Here is a 17,447-nt window from a genome sequence, read left to right as displayed (position 1 = left end):
TTGGGCTTTACATTTGTGACCGATATGTAACGCCCAAACAAACGCGCGTCATGTATTCGCAATATTCCACAATACAAAAGATTATCAACTTCATTGTTGCTGAGATCTGTCCGTGCTGCGAAAGTATTCCGAAGTAAATAAGGGGCTTCTAAAGTATCTGGAGGAATGTTCATGTCTCTAGGCGTGGGATACGCTGAAGCCATTGGCCATCACGGGGAACTGGTGCAAGGCGTGTTTGAAGATGAGGGCGCGCGGTTGCGGCGCGCGCTGGTTTCGCTGCCCTGCCGTCAGTTGAGATCCAAAGCCATGTTCACCGCAAACGATAACGATCACGTGAGTGTCTGGCCAGCCTCGCGGGAGAAGGCTCGACACGCGGCCGAGCTGACCATCAATGCATTCGGCCGGCCCGGCGGCGGTGGCCACCTCACGATGGATAGCAACATCCCCATTGGCCGTGGCATGGGCTCCTCCACCGCCGACGTTCTGGCAAGCATCCTGGCGGTATTGAAATGGTTGGAGATCGATGCCGCGTCGGATGAGGTCATGCAGCTCGCGGTCAGCGCGGAAACGGCCTGTGACTCCACTTTGTTCAGGCAGCAAGCGGTGCTGTTCGCGCACCGTGACGGCATCGTCATGGAGGCATTCCGTCGGCCGCTGCCGCCGATCGATTTCATCAGCATCGACACCACCCCCGAGGTCACGGTCGATACGCTTGAGTTCGAGCCGGCCCGCTACGATCAGCTGGAGATCGAGACCTTTCGGCCGCTTCGAAGCCTGTTGCGGACGGCCATCAAGAATGCGGACGCCCGCATGCTGGGCAGGGTTGCGACGGCGAGCGCACGGATCAACGAGCGGTTTCTTGCCAAACCACGGCTGAGAGAGATCGAAACGATCGGTGACCGCTTCGGCGCCATTGGCATCCAGGTCGCTCACAGCGGCACGGTCGTTGGACTGATGTTCGACGCCAAAGACAAGAATGTATCCGTCGACATCGACCGCGCGGCAGGCGCTCTGCGCCAATCCGATTTCGAGCCGACGATCTTTCGCCATTGAATGCCTGGCACGCAGGAGAAACCGATGTCGACCCGTGCGCTGATGCGAAAGCTGGAAGATTTCGAAGGCCCGCGCCTTGTGCCGCTCGGCGGAACTCTTTTCGGCGCCAGCTTCTTCCTGATGAAGCTGCTGCCAGCCCGGTTCATGCTCGAGCGCGCTGCGGAACGCGATCAGTTGAAGCCTGGAGCCACGATCTGCGAATCCTCGTCGGGGACGTTTGGCCTCGCGCTAGCCATGCTGGCGGTTCAGCAGGGATACCGGCTGATCCTCGTCAGCGACTGGGCGCTCGATCGCCACCTTCATCGACGTCTGATCGAGCTCGGCGCCGATGTTGCGATTGTCGATAGTCCGGCTGCCTCGGGAGGCCTTCAGCAGGCCCGGCTCGACCGACTGCACATTCATTTGCGCGACATTTCCGGTAGCTACTGGCCCTCGCAGTACGACAATCCCGACAATCCGATCTCTTACGCCAAGGTCGCTGAACAGTTCATAGACAGGCTCGGAAAGGTCGACTGCCTGGTTGGTCCTGTCGGATCGGGTGGCTCCGTGAGCGGGACATCCCGCTATCTGCGCACGTTGTTCGCCGACCTCTACGCGATCGGTGTCGACACACCAAACAGCGTCTTGTTCGGCCAGCCGAGCGGCAAACTCAACCTGAGCGGCCTTGGAGGCAATATTCTCCCCCGAAACGTCGACCACCGTCAGTTCGACGAGGTGCACTGGGTTACCCCGGCAGAGGCCTTTCATGCCACGCACGATCTTCATCGAAAGCATGGTCTTTTCATGGGTCCGACCAGTGGGGCTGCCTATCGGGTTGCTCAATGGTGGGCTGAGGCCCATCCCGGAAAGACGGTCGTGGCAATGTTCCCCGACGAGGGACACAGATACGTCGAAACCGTCTACGACCACGAATGGCTAAAGGCGGTTGCCGGATGGAGCAAACGACCGGCCGAAGGCCCAACAACGGTCAGCTCGCCCAAGTCGACAATGGCGAGGTGGTCGTGCCTGCCCTGGAAGCGCAGGACGCTCGATGAGGTGTTGGCGCATGCTGGCGATGGGGATGATGTCGCACCGGCAGCTAAGTCGTAGGGCTGGCCGGGTGGCTTCCGCGTACGGCGGCCGATCGGTCGGACAAACGAAAGCGAGGCACGGTGTTGGCGCGCCGAGGATCGAGACCAAGACGGGCAAATGCAGCGAGAGAACCCGGTGCTCGGCCCCAGCGTCCGCAACCTGCCGGCCTGGCGGGCGAAGCAGATGCTGTTTTGAAGGTTGGTGGCAATGTTTTGGTATCCCGCGTTCGTGCACCAGCCGGCCATGCCGATCTACGCGATGCTGTTCACCATGCAATGCGCGCGCAGCATGTACATCGTCCTGGTCTCCTGGTTTGCGCTGCAGATCGGTGGTGACATCGCTTCGGTCGGCAAGGTCCTGATCTGCTGGCAACTTTTGGCCTTCACCGTTGGGCCGTTCATTGGGCCACTGATAGATCGCTCCCGCCGGCGGACGGTGTTTGTTACGGGAGAGTTGGTCCATGGCGCCGGTGTCGGGCTTTTGGCGTTGATCGTCTGGTCTTGTTCTCCGGGACGCACGCCGATCTCTGTCCTTTACGCCACGGCGTGTTTTGTCTCCATCGGCTCGCTGCTCTCCTATCCCAGCAGTCAAGCCTTGTTGCAGCAGGCGGGTGCGCGTTTTCTGACGCGGACCGTCTCGCTGGGCATTTTCTCCAGCCAGGTCGGAAATATCGCTGGTGCCGCGGCCGGCGGCCTCTGCCTGGCCTTGTCGGGCTTGGCCAGCAGTTTTGCCGTGTGCGCGGTTTTTTCCTTCATGGCCGCTGCGCTCGCTGGCCTTCTCATAGAGGAAGATCACGCCTCCCCGGTGCAGTATAGTCCGCACATGCAGCACCTGATGGGGGGTCTTTTCGAGACTGTGAGAAACCCCCACCTCAGGGTTGCTGGCTGTGGGCTGTTGCTGGCCTATGCATCGGCGCATGCATCCAATGCTTTGCTGGTCGGCTTCGCACGTCACGAGCTCAAGCTCTCGCCAGATCTCTACGGATGGCTGGCGGCGATGTATTCAGGTGGGGGCTTGATCGGAAGCATCACCTTGACATTGCTCTCAGGTTTTGCGCAGGAAAGGATCCTTGTTGCCGTCGGAACCATCCTTCTCGCCGCGGCCACTGCTGCTTTGTCAACCTCTCAAACCATGGCGCAGGCCCTGTGCTGGCAAGGTTTGATAGGCCTGTCCTTCATGATGGTTCGGGCCGGAAGCGATGTGACGATCCTGAAGACCGTTTCAACTGGAATGGTCGGCCGTGTCAGAAGCAACATCGAGGCCGCCATCGGAGTGGTCGCTATCGGCGTCTACCTTCTTCCAACGCTCGCCTCGGGTGTTCCTGCCCGGCACATCTTCCTCGGCCTTGCCTGCGTGTTTGCTTGCGGCAGCGGTGCGATCTTACGGATGCAATGGAGCGTGACAATGCAAAGGATCGATCCATGAGGTTGCGATCGAGATCCGGCAAAGCGTCATTTCGGGAGCCATCGGCATTTCCAGACGCGGTCCGCCCAGATCGGATCAAGCTGCGACCAGTAACGGTCTTGGAGCGTGCCGCGATCAAAAAACTAGTGCTCGATCCAGGACAGGAGCAGTTCGCCGGCTCGGTGGATGCGGTCTTCGACGGTCTGCAAGCCAGTCGGTATCCTGACCAGGAACATGCCTTCGCGATTGTCGTCTCCAAAAAGACCGTAGGGTTCTTCATCTTGCGAGAGAAACAGGCTCTGCCAGGGTGGGCGCCGCGCGGCGCTGTGACACTGCACAGCTTCCGTATTTCTTCCGCGTGCCAGGGAAAAGGATTTGGTAGGGCGGGAGTGGATTTGGCCATCTCCTGGGTGCGGCGGAACCGGCCCGACGTCGAGCAGCTGATGCTTGCGGTCAATGCACGTAATGTGCCCGCCAAGTCGCTCTATCTCAAGGCAGGGTTCGTCGACACCGGGTCGATCTTTCGCGGTGCCATCGGTGACCAGCACATCCTGACGTTCCTGCGTCTGCAAAGGGACGGCTGAAAAGAAATTTTCCGACCAGCCTTTTCATACGAACAGACCAGGTATACTAGGTATGTTTTTCATTGGAGGGGTCGATGCGGTTTGTTACCGAACAGCTTGCCAATTTTGTCGGCAACGTGGCCTACGAGCACCTTTCGGACAGAGTCGTTGAAAAGACAGAAAGAGCTATCCTCGACACCCTTGCCGCGCTGATTGGCGGGGTGCCGACCGACAATGCCACGCTATCACGCTTTGCCGCGAAGGCTTGTTTCGGGTCCGGCGGCGCACACGCCTGGTTCGCAGAAGCGGGTTTGCATCCTCTTGGTGCGTTGTTTGCCAATTGCGCGGCGGCGAGCTCGCTTGATGTCGATGACGGCCATTGTCTTGCAGCCGGTCATCCGGGCGCTGCCATCGTTCCAGCCGTCCTGATGGAAGCGGCAAAGCTTGGCAGTGACGGCCATGCGGTGCTTACAGCCACCGCCATTGGATATGACGTCGCCTTGCGCATTGCGGCTGCCCGGCGCTTTTCCGACACGATGAGCTTTGCCAGTGGTCAGTGGACCGGGTTTGGAGTGGCAGCCGCCATTGGATGGTTGCGCAAGATGCCCACGGATCAGCTTGCCCATGCGCTCGCGATAGCGGGAGCCGAGGCGCCGCAAAATCTGCCGCAAGGCGATTGCCAGGCAAGCTCCGTCAAGGGCAGCAGCCCCTGGTCGACGGTGGCGGCACTGTTCGCCGTCGAGCGGGCCAGCCATGGAATGAGCGGCTCGATCGACATGCTGGACCGTGCTCATGCCTACAATTTCGGCGCAATCACCGCTGATTTGGGTACCCGCTGGCTGATCAGCGAGACCTATCTTAAACCCTATGCGTCCTGCCGCTATACACACCCAGTCATAGACGCCGTGCTCGCGCTGGTCGCAGAACGCGGCAAAGATGAACCGATAGGCCGCATTGCGGTCGACATTTTTCCCGAAGCACGCAAACTCCCCAACGAAAACGCACCAAAATCGCTCGAGGGGGGACAGTTCTCGGTTCCCTTTGCTGCAGCACTCGCAGCGCTGCGGGGCGCAGAGGCGTTTCGGCCGCTTCGCCCCTTCTCCCTTTCAGATCCGCAGGTGGTGGAACTCGCTCAAAGAGTGGAGGTTCGCTATCCTGACGAATTTGCCGGCATGTTCCCGCAATGCACGCCGGCGCGCGTGACGATGATTGTCGGTGGATACGAGCGAACTGCGGATGTGCCGCGTCCACTCGGCGACGCCAACAATCCGATGGACCAATCCGCCGTCGAGGAGAAGCTCCTCGACCTCGGGCGCGACATCCTTTCGCGAGCCGAACTCGGCAAACTCATCCAATCGGTCGCCTTGCTCAAGATGGGGGAAATTGCACCGTTGCTCGGATGCCTTACGGCCAGGCCAGTTGCAATCAGTGCCGCTTCTTGATCCGGCGACGTGGATAGCTGCCAAGCCGAGTAAGGATACCATGGATGAAATTGTTTAATCGTCGTGCACGCTCGAAATCCGGTCCTGAAGCGACGCTGCATTCTCGTAGCCTACGACAATGCGTGATGCGTACTCCGTATCGGCGTCGCATATTGTTTCAACGGTGATGGCGCGCAGCCTCTCGGAGGCTCTGGTAAAGAACTGCCTCTTCCACTTCTCCGTTCGCGAACAGAGCCATTGCGTACACGCTCAGCCCCTGAGCACGGTCACTACCCTCCTGGATGCATTCTTCGGCGCAAATCGGATCGAGGAGCTGCTTTAAGAGAGCCAGGTCGCCTGGATAGCAATACCGTGTGGTGTCTTGGTGTTGGCCATGATTCCTCCCCCGGTGGGGCGGAAGCGCGATCGTCGCTCCCAGCCGGCTATACACAAATGCATTGTCGCCGATTACGCACCATATCAGCGAAAGCTTGCTCAGTTGTCGCCTCGCGGAATGGAGGGGTTGCCCTATCCAACCTCTGGGTAAGGAACCACATGAGCGTCCCGAAAGTTCGGCAGTTTCGTGCAAGCCGACCAAGGGACCTCTCGCATGGCACCGCAAAGATACGACCTGAAGATGGATCTAGACAAAACCTGGACCGTGTTTGACGTGTTCACCGGATTGCCGGCCGACGCATGGGGCGTACCGGCTGTCGGTCTCGACAAGGACTATGCCGACGATCTGGTTGCCCTCCTGAACAGCCTCGACTTGAGGCGTAGGGTCGCCAAAGCCCAAGGTGACTTCTGATGCAAGCAATGGTTCACCCCTCCGGTCGTTGTCAGCGGTGAGCAGTTCTGGATGGCGCCGGTATTCCGATTACGGCGATGGTGAGGCGCCGAAGGTGCTCGCCAATCAGGGGCGGATTATCCTTGCGCCCAACCACGGCGCCAGCGTCGCCCGGATCTCCCCCGACCAAGTGGACGCCTTGTTCCGATTATACCAGCGATGGAGCCATCACCGGCGAGCTCACCTGTGCAGGCGCCACCCGCACGACGTCGCAGGTACCCAGGCGATGCACGACGAGATGGTTGAACAAGTTCCGCCCCGGCGTGACCGTCGCCTATCTACGGCTCATCCAAGAAGCCTTTCGAGGTCGCTGGCGACCGCCCTGATCCACGCTCGACCAATTGTCTGGGACAACGTGACCAAGGTCGGCGCCCAACTGCACAACGGCGCGCAGATGGCAGCGGCCGGAACAAAGCCTCCGCCTGGACATTAGGGAGCATCGTCCTCTCTAACCAAGGAATCCATTCATGAAGAACAGTCTCCGCTGGGCGTCGGTATCGGTCGCCACAGCAATGGCGTTTGCGCTGCCTGCGCTGGCCGCAGAAACGGCCCAAGATTTCGTAACCAAGGCAGCGATCGGCGGCATGTTCGAGGTGCAGTCGAGCAAGGTCGCCCAGGACAAGCTCCAGGATCAGAGCCTCAAGGATTTCGCTCAAAAAATGATCTCCGATCACGGTGCCGCCAATGCCAAACTTGAGAGCGTTGCCGGTGAGCAAAAGTTGCAAGTCCCATCGGACCTGGATTCCCCCCACAAGGCCGATGTCGACAAGCTCCAGTCGGCTGCTGCGCCCGTCGATGCACCCTATGCGGCCATGCAGAAGGCGGCCCATGCCGACGCTGTAAGCCTGTTTGAGGGCTACGCAAAAGGCGGCGACAACGCCGCTCTGAAATCGTTCGCGGCCGACACGTTGCCGACGCTCAAGATGCATCAGGAAACGATCGAAAAGATCGCAGCTTCGACGCCGGCTTCCGATAGCACCACCCCGGCTGCCAACAGCACAACTACCACCAATTCGGCGGCGCCGGTGCCGGGTGCCAACAGCTTTACCGAGGACCAGGCCAAGAGCGCTATTGAGAAGGCGGGTTACGCCGACGTCTCCGCACTGACGAAGGACGACAAGGGCATCTGGCGTGGCACAGCGAGCAAGGACGGCAAGTCCGTCCCCGTCGCCCTTGACTACCAAGGCAACGTTGTTGCCGGCGCCAACTGATCACAAACCGAGGACCATTCAGATGAAAACGATAACAGGACTGTTCGACAACTATGACGACGCCAACGATGCCGTGGGGGAACTTGAGGCCACGGGTGTACCCCGCTCGGATATCAGCATCGTAGCCAACAACTCGACGGGCTGGCACAAGGCTGAAGCCTCGGAAGCTGGTGAAGATGCCGCAACAGGCGCGGGCGTTGGCGCCGTAGTTGGCGGTGCCGGCGGACTGCTTACGGGGTTGGGCTTGATGGCTATTCCTGGCGTTGGGCCCGTGGTTGCCGCCGGATGGTTGGCTGCCACCGCTGCAGGCGCTGTGGGTGGTGCCGTCGTCGGCGGTGCTGCGGGCGGTATCATCGGCGCACTGACAGAAGCTGGCGTGCCGGAAAACGATGCTCACGTCTACGCGGAAGGCATTCGCCGCGGTGGAACGCTGGTCACGGCCAAAGTCGAGGACAATCTCGTTCCGAACGCGCAACAGATCCTCAATCAATACAATTCAGTCGATATCGCCGATCGGCGCAACGAATACGAAGCCGGCGGGTGGACCGGATTCGACCCGACGGCCGATGTCTATACCGGGGCTGATCTGGGGGGCGCCAGAGGAAGACGCGACAGCTGAGCCTACCCGGGGCGGCGAACAGCCGCCCTTGGGTTTCGGCCCGAGCGAGGCCGCCGCAGCGCAGCGGAAGCCAGCTATCCGCCAATCAGATCGAGATGCTCTCGCTTGGCCCCGGCAAGCAAAATATCGAGCGAGCTTGGGCTGGCCGACCATGTCTGGGGCCGAGGCGGCCGAGGGCAAACTCAATGTTGCATTACTTCGGTCCAAAGCTTCTTGGCGAAGCCGCGTTTGTCGAGCGCCCACGCATTGCCTGTGACCACAGCTTTGCCGTCCCGGCATTTGTAGGAATAGACGGTATCGTGACCGCTCGCCGCGGCCGGCACGAAGTCTTCATTCGGGTTGGCCTTGCAGAATTCATCGGCGCCGGGATTGTCGCGTGATGCGTTCATCTTCGTGCAGGGCAGATTGGCGCCCACGAAGCAGGCCAGCAGCTTGCCGTCCATGCAGCGATAGTTAGCCTGGGTCTCGAGTTCCGATTCCTCCGGCGCGCTCTTGGCATCGGGAAACAGCTTTTTGAACGCCTTGACCGTGCCGGCGTAAAGCGCGTGCGAATAGGGGCGGATCGTGTCGTCGTTCTTCACCTGGCGGCAGAGCTTGTAGAGATCCTTCGCCGGCGCCGCCGTGGCGCTGCCGACGGCGATGGCGAGTGCGAATGCCGACAGCGCAACGAACCCCAGAGTTGGAAAGCGCAAAAGACTTCTAAGGCGCAATGCAGTCATTTTGACCTCCTCAGGAAAACATGCACGCTTTGGCATCGCGGCCGCAGATCAGGCGCCTGGCGAACTGGATGACAGCGGCGCGCAGGCGGACCGTTACCAGCCAGTAGCCGGCGCCGCATGCCGCGGCAATCATCAGCGGGAATGCCAGCGCGAACGCACGAGCCGGACCGGATGCGGTGGATGCGGGACTGATATAGACCGCCATGGTGACGAAGGCACCGGCGACATAGAGCCAGATCGATCGGGACCCGACCAACCGGCGCAGGATCTCGATGCCGATGGCGAAGACCAGCATCAGATAGATGATGCCCAAAGCGTCGAGCAGGGCGCCCGTCAGGAAGGACTGGTGGTCGCCGATCCAGCCGGCCGGCACGAGCCCTGGGACGAATGAGAAGAGACGCATCAGCGCCGCGGCGGGGAAGCCGACAGCGTAAGGCACCGTGAGCATGGCCAGGTAGAAGAAGGCGATCGTGGCGACTATGTCGAAGGCCACCTTGAGCAGGGTTTTCAGGGCTGGGCGCATCGCGCCATCCTCCTTTGCCGTCCGCCATTCCACAGCCGGTCTTGTCTCTCGCCCCTGTCCCCGTTCGAATTCGTCATTTAGGTAATCAGCTTATCGTCTAGGCGTCAACAATTAATTGATTGCCTAATCGACTTGCTATCGTGTAGCCTTGCCGCATGTCAGTCCAACTCATCTTCGAGGCGCTGTCCTCGCCGGTACGCCGCAAGATCCTCGCCTATGTTGCGCACCACGAATTGAGCGCGGGCGAGATCGCCGCGCGCTTCGACATGTCGAAGCCGTCGATCTCGCAGCATCTGCAATTGCTCGATCATGCCGGCCTGGTGTTGAGCGAAAAGCGCGGCAAGTTCGTCTATTACCGCCAGGCGCCCAACACGCTGGCCTCGACGCTGACCGGCTTCGTGCAGGAGATCTGCCCCGTCGGCCGGCCGATCCGCCGCGAGAGCAAGGCACTGGCCAGGAAGGCAAGGGCGCAAGGCACTAGTGACCAGCAAGTTACCAAGGTCCCGGTTGCAAAGGCTTCGGTTGCAAAGGCTTCGGCTGCGAAGACATCGGCTGCAAAGGCCAAGGCGGCCGCCACCGCGCCGTCGAAACGCACAACGGCCAGAACCACAAAGGTCAAGGAAAGGATGGCTTGATTGCCGCTGCCGGTCATGGGCACGGCCGGCGCGGCTGCGAATGGGCGGGCAGCAGAAAGGAGAAAACCATGCTTATGACCAGATCGGCCATGCTGAAGAACCAATCCCGGCCGCACAGCCATCGTCGCGCCGGGGCTAGCCGTTCGCTCGCCATCCCTGTCGCACTGGCGGCCTTGTTGCCGGCAATCGCGCAAGCCAAGATGCCGAATGATTTCCTCGGCAAATGGTCGACCGATCCGGTGCGCTGCGAGCAGGAGAACGGCGAGGTCGATGTGCTGGAGGTTCTGCCGTCGGGACTGACCGTCTATGAGGTCGGCTGCGAATTCGACGAACCGAACGCGACCGGGAAAAATCTGCGCCTTGCCGCCCAATGCTACAAGGGCGGCAGCCCGATGAGCGCAGGCACGGTCGAGCTTTCCCGGTCGGAGCCGGACAGGATAAGCCTGTCCCTGCACGGCTTCTCCTGGTCATCCGATGATCCGCAGACGTTCCAGCGCTGCCGCGCGCAATGACCGGAGTAAATCTGGACTAGCGGGTTTAACGATCGCTGATCCGAAGGAGCGCAATGGTGAAAATACGCGCAAGACAAATAGAGCCACTCACCTTCCGCTTCGACGGTGACGGCTTGGTGCCCAATCACCCGCGCTGGCCGATGCTCGTCTATCCCGGCGCAGTGACGCTGCCTGACGACATCGATCCGGCCACCGTTTTCGAAGACATCTTCCGCGCGAACGGCTGGGGCACCTGCTGGCGCAACGGCATCTTTGGCCACGTCCACTACCACTCACGCATTCATGAGGTGTTGGGCATTGCGAGCGGCTCTGCCGAGGTTCGCTTCGGCGGTGACAGAGGCGAAGTGCTCAACCTGGAAGCCGGGGACGTGGCAATCTTGCCCGCTGGGACTGGTCACCAGCGCCTTTCCTCGTCTGCCGATCTCTTGGTCGTCGGCGCCTATCCGCCCTTCGGGACCTACGATTTGTGCACGACTGCCGGCCAGATCAAAACGGCGCAGCGGACAATACCGAAGGTCGGTCGCCCTGAAACGGACCCGGTTTATGGCGCCGGCGGTCCGCTGCTCGAGGCGTGGCAAGAACGCTGAACTGCAGGCATCGTCTAGTTATTGTATCGGTCGAGAGCCCCGCGCACACACTATCGGAGAAATGAGACGTCGCAATGTGATCTGCGCCAATGGTTCCGGCGATTGCCACCCTTGCGGAGTACGTCGAAAAGTCAACATTTGCACCAAACTGGAGGCCCATGGATTCCATTTGATCGAAGACAAAATTCAGGCCAATGTCGGCTGCCTTTCCGAATCCAATTGCAACAGCGGCAGCCGTTAGAGTTACTAGCACTTCAGTGCCTACAGTTGGGGCCAGAACCACTCCGGAAGCTACAACAACGGCCGCTCCAGCCCCCACCGCTACGGCAGTAACAACCCCGGGCCCTAACTGACGCCTGAAAACGGCCCAAGCCAGCGTCGTTGATGGATCAGCTTCACAGCGGGCAAGTTCTTCAAACGATATGGTTACCGAATTAACGAACGTAGTCAGCCCCGAGCCAATAGCCGCGAAAGTGTCGGCAGCAGCCAAAAAGCGGGAGGCGTCAGCATAATTAGTTGCAACGCTTGCCGCTACCCGCAGCGGATTCTCGTGAGCGGCAAAAAATAGTCGCATTGTCGCTGGCCTTGCTCAGATCATCCTTGAGTTCCGTCAATCGGTCGATCTCTTCCTGGTCCATCTGCGCTCTCCCCTCTAAAGGGCTGTTATGATTGACTGATGCAAAGCTGATTACTACACAAGCTTTGAGCGCAGAGCAAAAAGTGCCGTCTCAAAGACGGCGAGTTCCTAACTAAATCATTGCCGCAATAGGGTACGAGAAGGGCTGGAATTCGGAACAGCCGCTAGACGTGCCGACAAGCACGACCGCGGCGTCCGAAGAAATCGTAGCTTGGGAAACGAGTTTCTTCAGGCCAGTCAAAGCCGCCGCGCTCGAAAGTTCGAGATAAAACCCGCAACGCGCCAGCCGCTTCTGATCGTCGCGCGCGGCCGCTTCGTCAACGGCCACTGCCGATCCTTTGCAAGAGGCGATTGCATCCAATGCTTGGTAGGTCACGGTCGAACCACCGATTGAAGTCAAGGCCGAGCTGCCTGCAAAATTGCCGCGGTAATCCTCCCCGGCAAGCACTCTCGAAATCCGGCCGAACGGCTCAACGGCATGGATGCGCGGCCGTTCTTCGACAAGCCCGGCGGCCTGCAGGTCGCAATAGCCTCGTGCGATGCCCCACAGCAGATCCGCTCTCGATGTCGGGACAAGGATATCGCTGCATGCGCTGGCGCCCAGCTCCAGAAAAATCTCGAAGGCAAGCGATCTGTAGCCATCCACTCCGAAAGGATTGCTGCCGACGGGCGGAACAGCAAAATTGGTGGCCGGGTACCACTCCCCGGCCCTGACCCGATCAGCGAGCGCCTTCCAGCGACCCTGCGCGGTTTCGCTGGCGAGCAACGTCGCCCCGTGCATCTCGATCGCGTGGCGCCAGTTCGGGTTGATGTCGGGCGTCGCCACGATCACGCATTCCAGCCCGACATGGGCCGCATAAGCGGCCAGCGAGACACCGGCATTGCCGCTTGAGGCCGCGGCTACCGTGGACGCGCCGATCTCCAGCGCACGTTGGACGACGAACCGGCTCATGCGGTCCTTGTGTGATCCAGTCGGGTTGGCGCCCTCATTCTTGAGGAAAAGCGCGCGAACGCCGATCTCTTTCGCGAGCCCCTCCAGTGGCACAACCGGTGTGTTGCCCTCCCCCAGGGTTGGGTAGTCGCTATACACTTGCCAGTCATCGATGTGCTTCAGGGATTTGGGCAGTCCCTTATACTCGATCGCCAAGCTCGCAGGCATATTTTTGCTCAGACAGGTCGGGCAACCTTCGAAGTGGTCCGCGATCGGAAAGACAATCCGACAACGAATGCAGCGCAGGCCAATCACACGCGGATTGAGGCTCGGACTTGGGCTAAGCATGCATGGCGCCGACGTCGATATCGGCCATGAGCTTAAAAAGGCAGTCACCGCGGTTCGTGAGCGATGGCACCCTGCGGCACGCCACAAGACCGGACGATTCAAAAAACAGCGTTTCAGGTTCGCGGGTCGGCAAATCCGGAAAGTGGATGCGACCCGCGATCTGGCCCGTCACAACCTCATCGCCTATGTTCGCGGCCGGCTCGAAAACGCCTCGATCGCGCGCATAGACAAATGCGCTGTGACCGCTGACCGTCATGAGGCGCGTGGGGGAAGCGGGCTCGACGGCGACATCGCGCAGTATCCCCTGGTCTTTCAACACGCGCCTTAGTCCCGCCTCGGCAAGCGACAGCCCCCACCTGGACAAGGTTGCGCCTCCGCCAAGTTCGGTGGTCAGCGCCAGCGCGCCACGTTCCTGCGCGGCCGCTGCAAGTGTCGTAAGGCCGCCGCCGCCGGTTCCATCGCTTACGAAGCTGATTGGTGCTCCAAATAGCCGCATCAGCCTGAGCAGTGATGCATGCTCGTCGGAGGTCCGTCCTGGACGCACCAGGGCGCTCGCCACATAGTTGAGCGAACGGCCGCCGGAGTGGAGATCGACGACGACATCGGCCATCGGGATCAAGACCTTGCAGACATAGTGGGCAATCATCTCGGTCGGGGTTCCGTTCGCATCGCCTGGAAACAGGCGATTGAGATTGCCTTGGTCAAGTGGCGATACGCGACGTCCTGCCGCGACCGCGGGAAAGTTAAGCGCCGGAAGGATGAGGAGCCGGCCCGAAACCTGGTCGACGTCGATCTCTCGAGCCAGATTGGAAAGGGCGATCTGGCCCTCGTACTCGTCGCCATGGTTGCCGGCGACCAACAACGCCGTCGGCCCGGACCCATTTTTGATGCACACCAGCGGGATCGGTATCCAACCATAGGCGGACAGGTCGGACGAATGGGGCAATCTCAGACAGTCCGACTGCTTTCCCTCGGCCTCATAGTCGATCGGCGTCCAGATTCGTGTTTCGCCAGTCATGGTCCATCCTCTTTGTTTAACGAAGCACCTTGTCCAGGAAGAGCCGCGTCCGCTCCTGGCTCGGCGCGGCGAAGAAGTTGGCGGGCGAACCCATCTCGACGATGGTTCCCTGATCCATGAACACCACCTGGTCGGCGATCTTGCGGGCGAAGCCCATTTCATGGGTGACGCAAAGCATTGTCATGCCGTCCGCGGCGAGGTCGACCATGACATCGAGAACTTCCTTGACCATTTCCGGATCAAGCGATGATGTCGGCTCGTCGAAGAGCATGATCTTCGGATTCATGCAGAGCGCGCGCGCTATCGCTACGCGCTGCTGCTGACCACCGGAAAGCTCGCCCGGATATTTGTGCGCCTGCTCAGGTATCCTGACCCGCTCGAGATAGTGAAGCGCGATGGCGGCAGCCTCGGCCCTGGATTTGCTGAGGGCGCGTCTCAAAGCAATCGTGCAATTGGACATGACTGTCAGATGTGGAAACAGATTGAACTGCTGGAAAACCATCCCGACTTCGCGTCGAATTTTCTGAAGCTGTTTCTGGTTCCGGGGGAGATCGGCACCACCAATGCGAATGGCGCCACTGCGGAAGCTCTCCAGCCCGTTTACACACCTGATCAGGGTCGATTTTCCCGATCCTGACGGACCGCAAATGACAAACCGGGCGCCTTGCGGCACGGCAAGATCGATGTTCTTCAGAGCGTGGAAGCTGCCAAACCACTTGTTTAATGCGATGATTTCCACGGCCGGTTGATCAGGCCGGCCCGGGTTACTGCCCTGCCCGATTTCAGCCGGCCCAAGGATTGGGTGTTGCATTGCATGAACAGCGTCGTTCATCGGCTTTCTGGCCCCAGCAACTTGCGTTCAAGAAGCTTGACCATCTGCGCGATCGTCAGAGCCAGAACGAGAAACACAATGCCGACGACGGTCAGCGGCTCGGCATAGCGATAGGTGTCGGATGCGATGTCGAGCGCCCTGCCCAGCATCTCCGGCACAGCGATGACGGCCAGATAAGGCGTCGCCTTGAGGATCGAGACAAAGTGGTTCCCGACGGGGGCCGCGACGTTGCGCAGCATCTGAGGAGCCAGGATAAAGAACACGATATCGATCCGGTTCAATCCCACTGCCTTGGCGGCTTCGGCTTGGCCTTTAGGAATGGCGTCGATGCCAGCCTTGAATACCTCCGCCAGATATCCGCTGAAATAGATGCTCAGGCCCAGTATGCCGACCACGACCGCCGGCAGCGTGAAACCCCAATGTGGAAGGACGAAATAGAGGAAATAGAGCCAGGCCAGCACGGGCGTCGAGCGGATAAAGTCGATTGCGAAACGCATCAGATAGCCCGACACAGATCCTGCTCGCCGAGTGATCTCAAAGCTGAAGCCGAGGATCGAGGCGCCGGCGCAACTCAGCAGCGCAATGCCGATGGTGGTCCCGATGACGCTAAGGATCGTCGGAACGGTCGAGGCGGCGAAGGTAAGATCAAAATTCATTTGTCAGCCCCCTCCCAGCACCAATGCGCTGCTCCACCCATCGGCCAAACACCGTGACGGGATAACAGATCACGAAATAGGCAAGCAGAAGCGACGTATAGACGCCGACAGGGTTGTATTCGAGTTCGGCGATTTCCTTCGCTCGGAATGTCATATCGGTTAGAGTTACGAGCGAGACCAATGCAGTGCCTTTGATCAACTGGATGAACTGGTTGATGAAGGTCGGCGTCATCCTGGTCAGCGCTTGCGGCAATTCTATCAGGCTGAGGATATGCCGGCGCGGTAGCCCGAGCGCGGAAGCGGCTTCGATCTGGCCCCGATCGAGCGATTGGAGACCGGCCCGGACGGCCTGGCTTCCATATCCCCCGGCGTTCAACCCCAGCACCATAGCGCTCACGGCGATCGCTGGGAGTTGGACGCCGACGACCGGCAGGACGTAGTAAAAGAGAAAGAGCAGGATGATCACCGCGGAGCTGCGCCAGAACTCTATGACGGCAGTGACGGCAAAGCGTGCGACGCCCCTGGTCAGATATTGCGCTACGCCAAATATCAAGGCGAAGGTCACTGCAAACAGCACCCCCAACGCGGTAACCACGGCCGTTATGCGGAACCCTTGGAAAATGCCGGCGAAAATCTCGATAATGGTCACGCTTGAACGTCCCTGGATCCTGAACGCCTCGATGAAGCCGGGCGTTCGCTCGTCGTATGTTGGGCCCCACGGGCCAAGATGCGGTGGGGCTAGGCCCTGGGTATGCAGGCTATCCAACAATGCTTCATGTCGCCTGACGCCACGATCTTCTCCCGCCGTCTTGGAGTCGGTCAGCCCTGCCCCTTGCAGACCTGATCGCTGGTCAGATCCGGCGCCTTCTCCTGATCGGTAAATCCGTTCTTGGTCATGATGCGCTCGACCGTGCCATCGAGCTTGAGCGCCTTGAGCCGGGAATTGTACAGGTCCCGGAGGTCACCATCCTCCTTGCGAAACGCAATCGCCGAATAGCCGAACCGCTCCTTTCCACCTTCGTGCACCCCCTGGAAGGGCAAGGCGCGTTCGATCCCATGGATGTTCTCGTCGGCGAGAATGCGGGCCACTGTCGGCGCCGAAAATGCCGCAACGTCGATCCGGCCGGTGAGCAGCGCGGAAACGTTTGATTGGATATCGGGGAAAAGCAGCATGCGTTCCTCCACCAGACCTGCGGCTGCCGCATTCTTCGCAGTCGTGCTGCCGCGCCCCACACCAAACTTGATCTCGGGGTTCGCCGCGATTTGGGCGTAGCTGTGAATCTTCTTCGGATTGCCGTCGGCGACCAGGGCAGCATCCGCAAGCTTGAGATCGGGGTCGCTGAAGGCGACGAGCGCGCAACGCTCCGGCGTGATGTAGAGACCGGCGGCGATCGCATCAAAACGCTGTGCTGTCACTGCGGGGATCAACGCGCCGAATTCGGTGACGACGATTTCAACCTTACCCACCCCAAGACCCTCAAAGGCGGCCTTGATCAGATCGGGATGAAAGCCGGCAGGGTCGCCATTCTTGTCGCGAAATCCCCAAGGAGCGCCATTGGAGATGCCAATGACGATCTTGCCCTCACGCAAGACCCTTTCGCGCGTCGTCTCGGCTCTCGAAGCGCCAGCCGTCGCGAAGAGAAAAGCGCAGGCTGCCGCTGCGGCCGTGATCGTGCTGAAGACCCGGTACTTGCTTGCCATGCGGCTTACTCCCTGAGCATCGAATGTGGCCTTAAAGGTAGACCAGGTATAACAGGTATGTCAAATTTTTATGAAGATGATATTTGAGTTTTGTAAAATCCCGCTGCGCGAAGGATCCAGCGATGCGAGCAACGTAACGGGGATAGACATCCCCCACTG

At 60.1% G+C, this 17,447-nt stretch carries 19 protein-coding genes and 1 pseudogene; 11 read left to right on the top strand and 9 right to left on the bottom strand.

What is annotated here, in order from left to right; all coding sequences use genetic code 11:
* The first annotated feature begins 171 nt into the window (after positions 1–171).
* The 8 genes from FJ426_RS17010 to FJ426_RS16975 all read left to right on the top strand — a co-directional run bounded on the left by FJ426_RS17010 (position 172) and on the right by FJ426_RS16975 (position 8,189).
* Positions 172–1,053 carry a GHMP kinase gene (locus FJ426_RS17010; protein WP_140825416.1) on the top strand — a complete coding sequence of 294 codons (882 nt, stop codon included), beginning with the start codon at positions 172–174 and terminating at the stop codon, positions 1,051–1,053.
* A 24-nt stretch (positions 1,054–1,077) separates the two neighbouring features.
* Positions 1,078–2,142, top strand: coding sequence for a pyridoxal-phosphate dependent enzyme (locus FJ426_RS17005; RefSeq protein WP_140825415.1), 1,065 nt, complete (start codon positions 1,078–1,080; stop codon positions 2,140–2,142).
* 225 nt (positions 2,143–2,367) lie between these two features.
* Entirely contained in the window at positions 2,368–3,549 is a 1,182-nt protein-coding gene (locus FJ426_RS17000; protein WP_210242333.1) for an MFS transporter, read from the top strand.
* A complete protein-coding gene (locus FJ426_RS16995; protein WP_181176957.1) occupies positions 3,546–4,112 on the top strand; it encodes a GNAT family N-acetyltransferase in 567 nt (188 codons plus the stop codon). The genes FJ426_RS17000 and FJ426_RS16995 overlap by 4 nt, the downstream gene beginning before the upstream one ends.
* Before the next feature lie 74 nt (positions 4,113–4,186).
* A complete protein-coding gene (locus FJ426_RS16990) occupies positions 4,187–5,533 on the top strand; it encodes an MmgE/PrpD family protein (protein ID WP_140825412.1) in 1,347 nt (448 codons plus the stop codon).
* Between the two features lie 589 nt (positions 5,534–6,122).
* Positions 6,123–6,320, top strand: a complete 198-nt coding sequence (locus FJ426_RS16985; protein WP_140825411.1) for a hypothetical protein — start codon at positions 6,123–6,125, stop codon at positions 6,318–6,320.
* A gap of 506 nt (positions 6,321–6,826) precedes the next feature.
* Positions 6,827–7,570 carry a DUF4142 domain-containing protein gene (locus FJ426_RS16980; RefSeq protein ID WP_140825410.1) on the top strand — a complete coding sequence of 248 codons (744 nt, stop codon included), beginning with the start codon at positions 6,827–6,829 and terminating at the stop codon, positions 7,568–7,570.
* A gap of 22 nt (positions 7,571–7,592) precedes the next feature.
* Positions 7,593–8,189 (top strand): general stress protein, encoded by a 597-nt coding sequence (locus FJ426_RS16975; RefSeq protein ID WP_140825409.1) that lies wholly within the window; start codon positions 7,593–7,595, stop codon positions 8,187–8,189.
* A gap of 182 nt (positions 8,190–8,371) precedes the next feature.
* Here the strand turns inward: FJ426_RS16975 and FJ426_RS16970 are convergent, their stop codons facing one another.
* A complete protein-coding gene (locus tag FJ426_RS16970) occupies positions 8,372–8,908 on the bottom strand; it encodes a hypothetical protein (protein ID WP_140825408.1) in 537 nt (178 codons plus the stop codon).
* Between the two features lie 10 nt (positions 8,909–8,918).
* Positions 8,919–9,431 (bottom strand): hypothetical protein, encoded by a 513-nt coding sequence (locus FJ426_RS16965; protein ID WP_140825407.1) that lies wholly within the window; start codon positions 9,429–9,431, stop codon positions 8,919–8,921.
* Between the two features lie 155 nt (positions 9,432–9,586).
* Between FJ426_RS16965 and FJ426_RS31850 the strand changes: the two are divergent.
* The 3 genes and pseudogenes from FJ426_RS31850 to FJ426_RS16950 form a co-directional block, all read left to right on the top strand.
* Positions 9,587–9,886 (top strand): annotated as a pseudogene (locus FJ426_RS31850) (metalloregulator ArsR/SmtB family transcription factor); the annotation flags it as partial.
* Positions 9,887–10,134: 248 nt separating this feature from the next.
* Positions 10,135–10,578, top strand: a complete 444-nt coding sequence (locus FJ426_RS16955) for a hypothetical protein (protein ID WP_140825405.1) — start codon at positions 10,135–10,137, stop codon at positions 10,576–10,578.
* Positions 10,579–10,718: 140 nt separating this feature from the next.
* A complete protein-coding gene (locus FJ426_RS16950; RefSeq protein ID WP_348643701.1) occupies positions 10,719–11,165 on the top strand; it encodes a cupin in 447 nt (148 codons plus the stop codon).
* A gap of 512 nt (positions 11,166–11,677) precedes the next feature.
* On the opposite strand, the gene FJ426_RS32050 is transcribed toward FJ426_RS16950, so the two are convergent.
* From FJ426_RS32050 to ehuB, 7 genes are all read right to left on the bottom strand, one after another.
* Positions 11,678–11,803, bottom strand: coding sequence for a hypothetical protein (locus tag FJ426_RS32050; RefSeq protein ID WP_281405493.1), 126 nt, complete (start codon positions 11,801–11,803; stop codon positions 11,678–11,680).
* A gap of 111 nt (positions 11,804–11,914) precedes the next feature.
* On the bottom strand, positions 11,915–13,081 hold the full coding sequence (locus FJ426_RS16945) for a pyridoxal-phosphate dependent enzyme (protein WP_140825403.1): 1,167 nt from the start codon (positions 13,079–13,081) through the stop codon (positions 11,915–11,917).
* Positions 13,074–14,099 (bottom strand): succinylglutamate desuccinylase/aspartoacylase family protein, encoded by a 1,026-nt coding sequence (locus FJ426_RS16940; RefSeq protein ID WP_140825402.1) that lies wholly within the window; start codon positions 14,097–14,099, stop codon positions 13,074–13,076. The genes FJ426_RS16945 and FJ426_RS16940 overlap by 8 nt, the downstream gene beginning before the upstream one ends.
* Positions 14,100–14,115: 16 nt before the next feature.
* On the bottom strand, positions 14,116–14,931 hold the full coding sequence (locus tag FJ426_RS16935) for an amino acid ABC transporter ATP-binding protein (protein WP_246675560.1): 816 nt from the start codon (positions 14,929–14,931) through the stop codon (positions 14,116–14,118).
* A complete protein-coding gene (locus FJ426_RS16930; protein ID WP_140825401.1) occupies positions 14,928–15,587 on the bottom strand; it encodes an amino acid ABC transporter permease in 660 nt (219 codons plus the stop codon). The genes FJ426_RS16935 and FJ426_RS16930 overlap by 4 nt, the downstream gene beginning before the upstream one ends.
* Positions 15,577–16,236 (bottom strand): amino acid ABC transporter permease, encoded by a 660-nt coding sequence (locus FJ426_RS16925; RefSeq protein ID WP_140825400.1) that lies wholly within the window; start codon positions 16,234–16,236, stop codon positions 15,577–15,579. The genes FJ426_RS16930 and FJ426_RS16925 overlap by 11 nt, the downstream gene beginning before the upstream one ends.
* 170 nt (positions 16,237–16,406) lie before the next feature.
* The gene (ehuB, locus tag FJ426_RS16920; RefSeq protein ID WP_140825399.1) at positions 16,407–17,288 is read right to left on the bottom strand and encodes an ectoine/hydroxyectoine ABC transporter substrate-binding protein EhuB; all 882 of its coding nucleotides are present in this window, start codon (positions 17,286–17,288) and stop codon (positions 16,407–16,409) included.
* Between the last annotated feature and the right edge of the window lie 159 nt (positions 17,289–17,447).

This window comes from Mesorhizobium sp. B2-6-4 (assembly GCF_006441495.1).
Taxonomy (GTDB): Bacteria; Pseudomonadota; Alphaproteobacteria; order Rhizobiales; family Rhizobiaceae; genus Mesorhizobium.
This window is presented reverse-complemented; position numbering and strand designations above follow the sequence as displayed.

Excerpts from the sequence above, each read along its gene's own strand:
- FJ426_RS16975 (WP_140825409.1), top strand. The coding sequence starts at position 7,593 with ATGAAAACGATAACAGGACTGTTCGACAACTATGACGACGCCAACGAT.
- FJ426_RS16935 (WP_246675560.1), bottom strand. The coding sequence starts at position 14,931 with ATGAACGACGCTGTTCATGCAATGCAACACCCAATCCTTGGGCCGGCT.
- FJ426_RS16930 (WP_140825401.1), bottom strand. The coding sequence starts at position 15,587 with ATGAATTTTGATCTTACCTTCGCCGCCTCGACCGTTCCGACGATCCTT.
- FJ426_RS32050 (WP_281405493.1), bottom strand. The coding sequence starts at position 11,803 with ATGGACCAGGAAGAGATCGACCGATTGACGGAACTCAAGGATGATCTG.
- ehuB (WP_140825399.1), bottom strand. The coding sequence starts at position 17,288 with ATGGCAAGCAAGTACCGGGTCTTCAGCACGATCACGGCCGCAGCGGCA.
- FJ426_RS16990 (WP_140825412.1), top strand. The coding sequence starts at position 4,187 with ATGCGGTTTGTTACCGAACAGCTTGCCAATTTTGTCGGCAACGTGGCC.
- FJ426_RS16965 (WP_140825407.1), bottom strand. The coding sequence starts at position 9,431 with ATGCGCCCAGCCCTGAAAACCCTGCTCAAGGTGGCCTTCGACATAGTC.
- FJ426_RS16945 (WP_140825403.1), bottom strand. The coding sequence starts at position 13,081 with ATGCTTAGCCCAAGTCCGAGCCTCAATCCGCGTGTGATTGGCCTGCGC.
- FJ426_RS17000 (WP_210242333.1), top strand. The coding sequence starts at position 2,368 with ATGCCGATCTACGCGATGCTGTTCACCATGCAATGCGCGCGCAGCATG.
- FJ426_RS16970 (WP_140825408.1), bottom strand. The coding sequence starts at position 8,908 with ATGACTGCATTGCGCCTTAGAAGTCTTTTGCGCTTTCCAACTCTGGGG.
- FJ426_RS16940 (WP_140825402.1), bottom strand. The coding sequence starts at position 14,099 with ATGACTGGCGAAACACGAATCTGGACGCCGATCGACTATGAGGCCGAG.
- FJ426_RS16955 (WP_140825405.1), top strand. The coding sequence starts at position 10,135 with ATGCTTATGACCAGATCGGCCATGCTGAAGAACCAATCCCGGCCGCAC.
- FJ426_RS17010 (WP_140825416.1), top strand. The coding sequence starts at position 172 with ATGTCTCTAGGCGTGGGATACGCTGAAGCCATTGGCCATCACGGGGAA.
- FJ426_RS16980 (WP_140825410.1), top strand. The coding sequence starts at position 6,827 with ATGAAGAACAGTCTCCGCTGGGCGTCGGTATCGGTCGCCACAGCAATG.
- FJ426_RS16950 (WP_348643701.1), top strand. The coding sequence starts at position 10,719 with ATGCTCGTCTATCCCGGCGCAGTGACGCTGCCTGACGACATCGATCCG.
- FJ426_RS16985 (WP_140825411.1), top strand. The coding sequence starts at position 6,123 with ATGGCACCGCAAAGATACGACCTGAAGATGGATCTAGACAAAACCTGG.
- FJ426_RS16995 (WP_181176957.1), top strand. The coding sequence starts at position 3,546 with ATGAGGTTGCGATCGAGATCCGGCAAAGCGTCATTTCGGGAGCCATCG.
- FJ426_RS17005 (WP_140825415.1), top strand. The coding sequence starts at position 1,078 with ATGTCGACCCGTGCGCTGATGCGAAAGCTGGAAGATTTCGAAGGCCCG.